Source organism: Lacticaseibacillus jixianensis, assembly GCF_003946485.1.
Taxonomy (GTDB): Bacteria; Bacillota; Bacilli; order Lactobacillales; family Lactobacillaceae; genus Lacticaseibacillus; species Lacticaseibacillus jixianensis.
Genome location: NZ_RHOJ01000039.1, coordinates 1 through 9,781, shown reverse-complemented (window position 1 = coordinate 9,781; position 9,781 = coordinate 1). Strand labels below are relative to the sequence as shown.

The following is a 9,781-nucleotide window of genomic DNA, read 5'->3' as shown; positions in this document are numbered from 1 at the left end:
CCCCGGTTGAGTATCGGGAACAAGTCATCGTGGCTTAATTCAAATTCTAATTCGTCTAACTTTTCTATTGCACTTCATACCTCGCCTAGAGCCTTTGTGATATTGTGAATGAAAACGTCGCCACGCAGAAAGGAGCCGCGTCATGGCCAAACGCAAAGACCGCCTGTTCTATGTTGTCTTCGGCACGCTGTTTGTCGTCGGCGTGATCATGCTCCTGCTGCCGTTCGGCTACGACGCGTGGCTGACGCACCGCAACCAGGAGGCCGCCGTCACCTACGAGCGCCAGCAGGCCCAACAGCCCGGCGCCCAGGCGCAGCTGCTCACCCAGTACAACCAGATGATCGCCGCCGAGCAGCAGGGCCAGGTGCCGGCCAAAAGAATCGCGATCGGCCAGATCCAGCCGCACCTGCACGACCCGCTGGGCTACATCGACGTGCCGGCCGCCCACATCGCCAAAACGGTGATCTACTACGGGGATTCGGACTGGGCGCTGAGCCGCGGCGCCGGCACGATGCCCAAGACCAGCCTGCCCAGCGGCGGCCCAAGCACCCTGGCCGTGGTCACCGGCCACTCGGGCCTCGCCAACCGCATCGTCTTCGACAACATCCGCTACCTGAAAACCGGCGACGTTTTCTACCTGAACACGTTCGGCGTCCGCAAGGCCTACCAGGTCTACACGCGCAAGGTCGTGGATCCGGATGACAAGGCGGCGCTCAGGTCCGTCTATGTGCAGCCCGGCCAAGACCGCGTCGTGCTCCTCACCTGCACCCCGCTGTTCGTGAACTCCCAGCGGCTGCTGGTGTACGGCAAGCGGATCCCGCTGCAGGTCGCCAGCCGCACGCCGACGCACCGCCGCGACCTCTTCCGCCTGGACCACGTCTGGGTCGCCGCCGTCCTGCTTTTGATGCTCATTTTGCTGGCCGTGTTCTTCTGGCAGCAGCGCAAGCGAGGTGCCACCCATGAAAAATAACCGCAAGTCGCGCCTGATCAACGCCGTGCTCATTGCCACGCTGCTGCTGGGCATCGCACTGTTCATTTTTCCCTTCGCCCTGGACTGGCAGCAGACCGCCCAGCGCGCGCAGCACGAAACCACCTACGAGCAGGCGTACATCCCCCGGCCGGGCGGCCTCAGCGCCAAGATCGCGGCCTACAACCGGATGATCTACGCCCAGCAGCAGGGCAAGCCAGCGACCAAGGTGCCGATCACCGCGCTGCAAAAAGACCTCAAGGACCCCATCGGCTACCTGGACATCCCCGCCATCAAGCTCAAGGCGATGACCATCTACTTCGGCGACTCCGACTGGGTGCTCAGCCGCGCGCTGGGGACCCTGCCGTTCACCAGCCTGCCCACCGGCGGCAAGAACACGCTGGGCGGCATCACCGGCCACTCGGGCCTGGCCAACCGGATCTTTTTCGACAACATCCGCTACCTCAAGGCCGGCGACGTGATCTACGTGAACGTCCTCGGCGCGCGCCACGCCTACGCGGTCACCGGCAAAAAGGTGGTCGACCCCAAGTCCCCCACCGCGGTCAAGGCCTTCTACGTGCAGCCCGGCAAGGCCCGCATCGCGCTGATGACCTGCACCCCGCTGTTCGTCAACTCGCACCGCCTGATCGTCTACGCCAAGCGGGTGCCGCTGAAAAAAGCCGCCGCCAAAAAGGTAGCCGACCGCACGTTCTGGAGCGTCGAGCACATCTGGCTGGCGGTCATCGGGGCCTTCCTGCTCCTGCTGCTCCTTGCCCTGTGGGGACGGAGGCGTCGTCATGCGCAGACTCGTTAAATGGTTCACCGCCCCGGCGCTGGTCATGCTGCTCAGCATCGCGCTGGTCGCGGCCGGCTACCAGCACCTCCTGCAGGCGCCCCAGACCACCATCTCGCTTGGGCAGGCCGCGCGCCAGCAGGCCAACCTCAGGGCCAGCCGCCCCGTCGCGGAGGCCAAGCGCCGGCAGATCGCCGAGGCCGACCTGCGCACCCTCACCGTCGCCAGCGGCCAGACCGCCCGCCTGGTCAAGCGCGCCGGGGTCGGCCGCGTCGCCGTGCCCAGCGTGGGCATCAGCCTGCCGATCTACAACCAGATCAACGACAACACCCTCAGCACCGGCACCGCCATGTACTACCCCGAGCGGCGCCTGGGCCGCGGCAACACCGCGCTGGTCGCCCACCACTACCTCCAGGGCAGCGGCCTTTTGAACGCCCTGAACCACGTCAAGCGCGGCGCGACGATCCTCGCCTCTGACCTGAACACGGTGTGGACGTACCGCGTCGCCGTCAACCAGGTCGTCAGCAAGGACCAGGTCAGCGTCCTGACCGACACCAGCGACGCGCGCATCACCCTGATCCGCTGTGAAGGCCCGCGCGGCACCACCTTGCGCCGCGTCGTCATCGGCCTGCTGGTCAGCCGCGCGCCGCTGAAGCAGACCGCCCAGGCCAAGCCGCTGGGGGTGACCACGCACCAGCCCAGTAAAAAGCCGGCCACTCCGGTCACGCTCACCACGGCCGCCTTGGCGCGCACCGTGGCCCAGCGCCGGCTTGACGGCTGGCTGTGGGGGCTGGTGTTGGTTAACCTCGTGCTCCTGCTGGGCTGCAGCGCCGGGTACGTGTTCGCCAAAGGCCCGCGCCGGCCGCAGCGGCCGCGCTGAGCCACGCGCCCGGATCCCCCGGCCCCTCCGGCTGGGGGACTTTTTTTGGGTCCCTCTAGCCGCCGGACTGCGGGACTTTTTTCGGATCCCTCCGGCCGCCGGGCTGGGGGGACCATTTTCGTCCCGCCCGCGCACTTGCGCCCTGGCCGCCAACCGCACTGGTTGAGGCGGTAAACTTGACAGGATATTTATCGTTTGGGTAAGATATAACTAAATCATATTAGACATTCGGTTGGGCCCAGCGCTCAAGTTTGCTTTCTCGGGGAGGAAAGCGACTTGGCCACTGCGCCCTTTTGTCTTCTCAAGGAGGAATAAGATGAATGCTCACAACGAACACAAGGCAGACATCCTGACGCATCTGCACACGGATCGCAGCACCGGGCTCACCCCCCAGGAGGCGGCCGCCCGCCTGCAGCAGTACGGGGCAAACGCGCTGACGCAGGCCAAGGCCGTCCCGGCCTGGAAGCAGTTCCTGCTCAGCCTCAAGGAGCCACTGGTGATCATTTTATTCATCGCGGTGGGGCTCGCCTGGGCCAGCGCCGGCTACGACTTTTTCGTGCGCAACGACCCCGCCCACGGCATGGCCGCGGTGTACGAAAGCATCGCCATCCTGCTGCTGATCGCCATCAACGCCGGGCTGTCCTTCTGGCAGGCCAAAAGCGCCCAGAAATCGCTGGACGCGCTGAAGGTCATGGCCGACCACCACGCCAAGGTGCTGCGCGGCGGCGAGTGGGAGACCGTCCCGGCCGCCCAGCTGGTGCCCGGCGACATCGTCAGCGTCAAGACCGGCGACTTCATCGAGGCCGACGTCCGCTGGCTGCACGTCGCGGAGCTGCAGACCAACGAGGCGCACCTGACCGGCGAGGCCGAGCCCGTCCAGAAGCAGACCCACGCGCTGCCGGCCGACGCGCAGATCGGCGACCGCACCAACATGGGCTTTTCCGGCGCGACCGTGACTCACGGCAACGGGCTGGGCGTGGTCGTCGCGACCGGCATGCAGTCGGAGCTGGGGAAAATCGCGACGCTGCTGAACCAGGTCGAAACCAAGAAGACCCCGATCGAGCGCACCATCGCCGCCTTATCCAAGAAGCTGATGGTGGTGGCCATCATCATCGTCGGCTTCACCCTGGTGCTGGAAATGGCCAAGGCCGTGCAGCAGACCGGCCAGCTCTCGTTTGCCGTGCTGGCGGAATCCCTGTCGACCGCGATCGCACTGGCCGTGGCCGCCATCCCCGACGCCTTGCCAGCGGTGCTGTCGATCGTCCTCACCATCGGCGCGACCATGCTGGCCAAGAACAACGGCCTGATCAAGTCGCTGAACTCGGTGGAGACGCTGGGCGCGACCAGCTACATCGCCTCGGATAAGACCGGCACGCTGACGCGCAACCAGATGACCGCCGTGCGCTTTTACGCCAACGGCGCCAGCTACGTTGTGGAAGGCGACGGCTACGAGCCGGTCGGAGAGATCCTGCCCGACGATGAGGCCGACACCCCCGGCTTCTCCCGCTTCATGCTGGCCAGCGTGCTGAACAACGACGCGGCGATCCAGGCCGATGAGGACGGCCGCAGCCAGCCCTACGGCAACCCGACCGACGTCGCCTTGATCGTGATGGGGCACAAGGCCGGCGTGGACCGCGACACCGTTTTGAACAAGGACCAGGCCCTGGACATCGACATCATTCGCGAGCTGCCGTTCGACTCCGAACGCAAAATGATGAGTGTCGTCATCAAGGACGCCGGGCGCTACCAGGTGCTGACCAAGGGCGCACCGGACGTGCTGCTGGCCAAAACCGACGCCGTGGAGGACCACGGCACCCTGGTCCCGATCAAGGACGCCCAGGCCGCGGTGGAGGCGCAGGTCAACCGCTTCGCCGAACAGGCCCTGCGCACCCTCGCCGTCGCCGTGCGTGACATCGACGAGGACCTGGCGCTGCACGGCACCACCGCGCAGCTCGAGGCCCACCTCACCCTGCTGGGCATCGCCGGCATCATCGACCCGCCGCGGCCGGAAGTGCGCCAAAGCGTCAAAGAGCTGCACCAGGCCGGCATCAACGTGGTCATGATCACCGGCGACCACGCCGTCACCGCCCGCGCCATCGCCTTGAAACTGGGCATCGTCGAGGACCCCAACGCCCGCGTGATCGAGGGCAAGCAGCTGGAAGCGATGGACGACGCCACCTTGTTCCGCCTCGCGCCGGACATTCGCGTCTACGCCCGCGTGTCGCCGGAGCACAAGCAGCGCATCGTCCACGCCCTGCAGCGCCACGGCGAGACCGTCGCGATGACCGGTGACGGCATCAACGACGCGCCGGCCCTGCGCGCGGCGGACATCGGCATCGCCATGGGCATCAACGGCACCGAGGTGACCAAGGACGCCGCCGACCTGATCCTGCTGGACGACCAGTTCACCACGATCGAAAACAGCGTCCGGGCGGGCCGCACCATTTTTGCCAACATTAAAAACTTCATGCGCCACGAGCTGACCACCAACGTCGCCGAGGTCTTGGCCCTGCTGTTCGGGGTGCTCCTGATGACCCAGCCGATCGGCCAGGTCGCCGCGACCACGCCGACGCTGACGGCGCTGATGGTGCTGTGGGTCAACCTGATCTCCGACGCCCTGCCGAGCTTCGCCTTGGGCTACGATGTCCCCGAGGCCGACCTGATGCGCCGGCCGCCGCGCAACGTGAAGCAGTCGATCCTCTCCGGCATGCTCGCCCGCATCTTCCTGCGCGGCACGGTGATGGGCGGGCTCGTCTACGTCGCCTTCGTCTGGGGCGCAAGCCAGGGCATGACGGCCCCGCAGGCCCAGAGTCTCGCGTTTTTGACCCTGGTGTTCGGCCAGCTGTGGCACGTCTTTGACGCCCGCAGCACCCGCACGCTGTTCCGCCGCAACCCCTTCAACAACCCGCGCCTCCTGATGGCCGTGGCCTTCGCCGCCGCGGCATCCCTGCTGGTGACCGTGATGCCGTTCTTCAACGAAGTCATGGGCACCGCGCCACTCACCACCCCGCTCTACGCGGCCGTGATCTTCCTCCCGGCGGTCCCGACCTTCCTCCTCTCCGGCCTCAAGGAACTCTACTGGCTGATCCGCCCCCGCAAGCAGGCAAAAGCGCCTGTGGCCGCGGAGGCGCCGGAAGCTGAGTAGGCCTTGGGCGGGTGGGCTGGGGGATGGCCTCCGATAAAATTGGGCTGGAACGCAGTGGGCACCGCTTCGAGCCCGCAAAAAACGCGGTCTCTCAGTCGGGCCAACTTGTAGGCGGCAGAGCCGCCAACAAGTTTTTCACTGCTGAGCCCATTTTATCTCCGGCCATCCCCTGCCGCGCCGTCCACCCGAGACGCTTAACCCCGCGGTGAGTCGCGCGAGTCAGCCCACCCACATTACAAAAAGATGGATATACTCGGTGAGTTCCCTGGCCAATCATGCGAGCTTAAAGGTGGACCGAGAGAGAAGTATCGCGTATACAGACTAAGCCCACCTTGTCGCCTTGATCCAGGGTAATTAGTATATCCAGCATGGCAAGAAACAGGGCGGGAGCGAGGATTAGGCCCGCATCACGGTCGGCCGGCACGGTCTGTCATCTTGTTGGCTGAGAACAGCGAATCACTTGTGGACAAATCAATCCTCGAGTTAGCAACTTGCCGTACACAGTCGGCCGAGCTGAGGCCGCCTGTTGCAAAGCGCGAGCTCATGGCCACCGTTCTAGTTCCGCATCGTCGGCACCCCCAGCCTTTTCGCTAACTCAAGTATTTAATCGCCTCGTGACTACTGCGAGGCAGCCACTCTGCAAAGCAAATATGTTCACACGCTGACTGAATGGCTCATCCGCTTATGTCCATCAAAACCCGGGCCGAATTCTGGTTATCACTCACCTGCTTTGGGGAACGGCGTCGCAGTGTGGCAAGGGGCAGGGCCGGAGCGGGGAGGGGCTCAGTGGTGAAATTGTTCTTAGCCGACTTGTCGGCTTAGAACAAGCCCCGACTGAGAGACTCGCAAAGCGAGGCTCGAAGCGGCGGCCACCACGTTCCAGCCCCTCCCCGCGGAGGCCCTGCCCCGTCCCGGCCGGTCACGCCGGCATCCCCCGTTGTATTTTCCCCGCGGAATGCCTACAATCGGAGTAACAATTCTGTGAGGTGAAAATCGTGAACGTTTATCGCGCTATCAAACTGCTTCAGATCGAACACCAGCCGCTAAACCACTCGCAAGTCGTGATCATCGACGGCAACGGTAAGCCGCAAGCGCAGCTCAGTGACCTGCTGGCCGACTGCATGAGCAAGATCGACCTCTTCACCGACCTGAGTACCACGGACACGTCCAGTGACGTGATCGACGACCTGCACCTGCTGACGCCGCTGCCCAACGATGTACTGGAAGAGTACCAGAAGATCCTCGACCAGCCCATCGCCGGCATCAACGTGGCCCTGCACAAGAACCTGATCGAACTGATTTACGAACCACTGATGTAAGGCGCATCCCGACCCTTGTGGCCGGGATTTTTTTATTGTGCGCGGTTGCCCGCTTGCCCCAGCCGCTTTTCCCGGGAAATTCGCCCCTCTCCTTTGCGTCCGCTTCGCCCGTTCCCGTAAACTTAAGGTGACGGCCCGAACGCACAGAAAGGAGGCCGCGATGGCACTCGATTGGCCCTACTACCTCGGCATTGCGTGGAAGATGGTGACCACCCTGGTGCTGCTGGTCATCTACACACGGATGGCGGGCAGCCGGCGTCTGGCGCCGGTGACGGTGTTCGACAAAATCAGCAACCTCGTCGTCGGCGCGATCGCCGGGACGACGCTGCTCAACCGCAACATCAAGCCGCTGGACCTGACCGTGTTTATGTCGATCTGGCTGCTGCTTCTGGTCGCGATCCGCTTCCTGCGCCTGCGGTTTCAAAGCTTCCGCACCCTGATCGACGGGACGCCCATCCAGCTGATCGAGGCCGGGCAGATGCGCCCCGAAGCGTTCCGGCAGGCCGGGCTCAGCCCCACCAGCCTGCAGACGATGCTGCGGAGCCAGGGCATCGCCGGGCCGCACGTGGTCGAGTCGGCGCTGTTTGAGCGCAACGGCGAGCTGAGCGTGCGGGAGGCCAAGGACGACCGCTTCAGCATCATCCTGATCGACCGCGGCCAGATCAAAGACGAGGCGCTCAGGCGAAGCGGGCACGACCACGCCTGGCTCAACGACCAGCTGGCCGCGATGAGCGCGCCGCCCGTCGCCCAGATTTTCTGCGGCGAGTGGGACGGCCGGCGGCTCTGGCTCGTCGCTTATCCCGACAGCGCAGATTGAAAAGGCCTGGTTGCGCGAACCGCAATCAGGCTTTTCCATTTCCGGGCGGCACCCGCGCCGCGATTGTGCTACGCTGGCTTTAGAAAGAGGGACGACGAGATGGCGAAAAACGCCCAACCGAGCACCCCAGACTGGCTGCTGATCCTGCTGCTGACGGCCGGCTACCTGATTCCCCAGCTGGGCCTGCAGTTTCGGCCGCAGCTCGGCTGGCTGGCGCTGCTGCTGCCGCCGCTGGGGGCGCTGTGCCTGTATTTGGCCATGAAGCGCAACCCGCCGCCGGTCTACCAGCGGCTTTTGCCGTGGGGCTTCATCCTGGCGGCCGGTGTGCTCGCCGCCCTGCTATTTTTCCCGTAATGAAAAAGGAGTCCACCATGAAAATCCAACCCATCAGTCCGAGTCAGTACGCTGAAAGCATTGCCGTGATCACTAAGGGCTTCGCCGGCGCCCCGCACAAGGGCGGCCACGAAGGCGACCTCGTCGAGAAATTGCGCCAAAGCGCCACGTACCACCCCGACTACGACGTCATTGCCGAAGACGACGCCGGCCGTATCATCGGCAGCGCGCTGCTGTCGGCGGCCACCATCGTCGGTGAAAAGCAGACTTGGCCCGTGTTCGTGCTCGGGCCGCTGGCCGTTTTGCCCGACGCCCAGCACCAAAGCGTCGGCAGCAACCTCATCGCGTACCTGGAGATGCAGGCCGGCGAGGACGAGCGCCGCGCCATCAGCATCCTCGGCGACCCCGCCTACTACGGCCGCTTCGGCTACAAGCCCGCCAGCCAGTACGGCATCACCGGCCCGTTTGCCGGGCCTGAGTTTATGATCAAGCCCATCCGCGAGGGCGGCCTGTACAACGTGGCCGGGCGGCTGGTGTACGATCCGGCGTTTGGACTGTAAGCGAGTCTACTTCATTGCGCGGCTGCCGACTGGTGGGCGCGCTTTTTTCCTGCAGAATCAGCTTGTTCAGTTTCCAACAATGCGGGTGTAAACTGTGAGTGAATATCGCTCGACCAGTCATCAACGCTGCCAATTGCTAAGGAGGTCCCTCTATGACAGACCCTGATCAAGCGCGCAAGCCGCTCTCGTTTAGTTCTCTGCAAAGTGCTGCAAGCCACATCAAATCTCTTCTCAAATCAGAAAGTGGCCACTTGAAGAAAGATCCGGCTCTCGACGGCACCGGCTTGGCCACTTTAGCTGCCTGTCTCTTAACCGATTCTCCTGTCGATGTTGACAACATCTTTTACATCCCCCTCGACTTTTCTGATGCGGAACAGGTGGGGAAACAAAAAAATGACGTCGAACAAAAGCTTAACGCCCTGTCCACACCTGCTCACACGTTACTTTCCGGCTACATCTGGGTCGAAATCTCGCAAGAGGGGCAAATAGTCGTGGTTGGGAAGTCAACCACCAGCGGAGACCTCTTCGGCCTCTATGAGATGCTGATCGACGCCACCGCGAAGGCGCTAGTGAAACGGTACTGTTCCGACGAGGATCAGGCCGTCATTCAAAGATGCGCCGAGAGAATTAACCGAGAAATTGCGGGCGCGGTCATCATCCCGGTCTTAGATTCTGGAAAAGGGGAGCTCGACTCGAACAAATATCTCTCTAAAGTGGAAACACTGATTGGCGAGGTAATCGTAAAAGCATACGGAGCCATCAATCCTTTTTCTCATACGGCGTGATGCAAAACAGGAAGTACAACGTGGCCGCCAAAATATAAGTTATATGTTTGCGCTTCAGTCACTCACGCAGCTGGCCCACATTATCGATACTTCTTCCAAACGTAAAAGTGGCTGAGACATAAATCGAAGCTGCAAAAAAAGGCCGACCGTTCTACCAGAATATTTCTGGATAGTTCGGTCGT

Annotated in this window: 9 protein-coding genes; all 9 read left to right on the top strand. The window is 63.2% G+C overall.

The genetic code is table 11. From position 1 onward, the window contains the following. Positions 1-142: 142 nt before the first annotated feature. The 9 genes from EKM85_RS11080 to EKM85_RS11040 all read left to right on the top strand — a co-directional run bounded on the left by EKM85_RS11080 (position 143) and on the right by EKM85_RS11040 (position 9,599). Positions 143-970, top strand: coding sequence for a class C sortase (locus EKM85_RS11080; RefSeq protein WP_125586915.1), 828 nt, complete (start codon positions 143-145; stop codon positions 968-970). Further along, entirely contained in the window at positions 960-1,781 is an 822-nt protein-coding gene (locus EKM85_RS11075) for a class C sortase (RefSeq protein WP_125586917.1), read from the top strand. The genes EKM85_RS11080 and EKM85_RS11075 overlap by 11 nt, the downstream gene beginning before the upstream one ends. Next, the gene (locus tag EKM85_RS11070) at positions 1,765-2,640 is read left to right on the top strand and encodes a class A sortase (RefSeq protein WP_125586913.1); all 876 of its coding nucleotides are present in this window, start codon (positions 1,765-1,767) and stop codon (positions 2,638-2,640) included. Before EKM85_RS11075 ends, EKM85_RS11070 begins: the two co-directional genes overlap by 17 nt. 316 nt (positions 2,641-2,956) lie before the next feature. Beyond that, positions 2,957-5,785 (top strand): cation-translocating P-type ATPase, encoded by a 2,829-nt coding sequence (locus EKM85_RS11065; protein WP_125586911.1) that lies wholly within the window; start codon positions 2,957-2,959, stop codon positions 5,783-5,785. A gap of 995 nt (positions 5,786-6,780) precedes the next feature. Continuing rightward, positions 6,781-7,104 carry a hypothetical protein gene (locus tag EKM85_RS11060; RefSeq protein WP_125586909.1) on the top strand — a complete coding sequence of 108 codons (324 nt, stop codon included), beginning with the start codon at positions 6,781-6,783 and terminating at the stop codon, positions 7,102-7,104. 160 nt (positions 7,105-7,264) lie between these two features. Then, on the top strand, positions 7,265-7,921 hold the full coding sequence (locus EKM85_RS11055) for a DUF421 domain-containing protein (protein ID WP_125586907.1): 657 nt from the start codon (positions 7,265-7,267) through the stop codon (positions 7,919-7,921). Between the two features lie 99 nt (positions 7,922-8,020). Continuing rightward, entirely contained in the window at positions 8,021-8,275 is a 255-nt protein-coding gene (locus EKM85_RS11050) for a hypothetical protein (protein ID WP_125586905.1), read from the top strand. Between the two features lie 17 nt (positions 8,276-8,292). Next, positions 8,293-8,814 (top strand): GNAT family N-acetyltransferase, encoded by a 522-nt coding sequence (locus EKM85_RS11045; protein WP_125586903.1) that lies wholly within the window; start codon positions 8,293-8,295, stop codon positions 8,812-8,814. A 152-nt stretch (positions 8,815-8,966) separates the two neighbouring features. After that, positions 8,967-9,599: a hypothetical protein gene (locus EKM85_RS11040; RefSeq protein WP_125586901.1), complete on the top strand. Its 633-nt coding sequence runs from the start codon at positions 8,967-8,969 to the stop codon at positions 9,597-9,599. The last annotated feature ends 182 nt before the right edge of the window (positions 9,600-9,781 follow it).

Excerpts from the sequence above, each read along its gene's own strand:
- EKM85_RS11040 (WP_125586901.1), top strand. The coding sequence starts at position 8,967 with ATGACAGACCCTGATCAAGCGCGCAAGCCGCTCTCGTTTAGTTCTCTG.
- EKM85_RS11080 (WP_125586915.1), top strand. The coding sequence starts at position 143 with ATGGCCAAACGCAAAGACCGCCTGTTCTATGTTGTCTTCGGCACGCTG.
- EKM85_RS11045 (WP_125586903.1), top strand. The coding sequence starts at position 8,293 with ATGAAAATCCAACCCATCAGTCCGAGTCAGTACGCTGAAAGCATTGCC.
- EKM85_RS11065 (WP_125586911.1), top strand. The coding sequence starts at position 2,957 with ATGAATGCTCACAACGAACACAAGGCAGACATCCTGACGCATCTGCAC.
- EKM85_RS11050 (WP_125586905.1), top strand. The coding sequence starts at position 8,021 with ATGGCGAAAAACGCCCAACCGAGCACCCCAGACTGGCTGCTGATCCTG.
- EKM85_RS11070 (WP_125586913.1), top strand. The coding sequence starts at position 1,765 with ATGCGCAGACTCGTTAAATGGTTCACCGCCCCGGCGCTGGTCATGCTG.
- EKM85_RS11075 (WP_125586917.1), top strand. The coding sequence starts at position 960 with ATGAAAAATAACCGCAAGTCGCGCCTGATCAACGCCGTGCTCATTGCC.
- EKM85_RS11055 (WP_125586907.1), top strand. The coding sequence starts at position 7,265 with ATGGCACTCGATTGGCCCTACTACCTCGGCATTGCGTGGAAGATGGTG.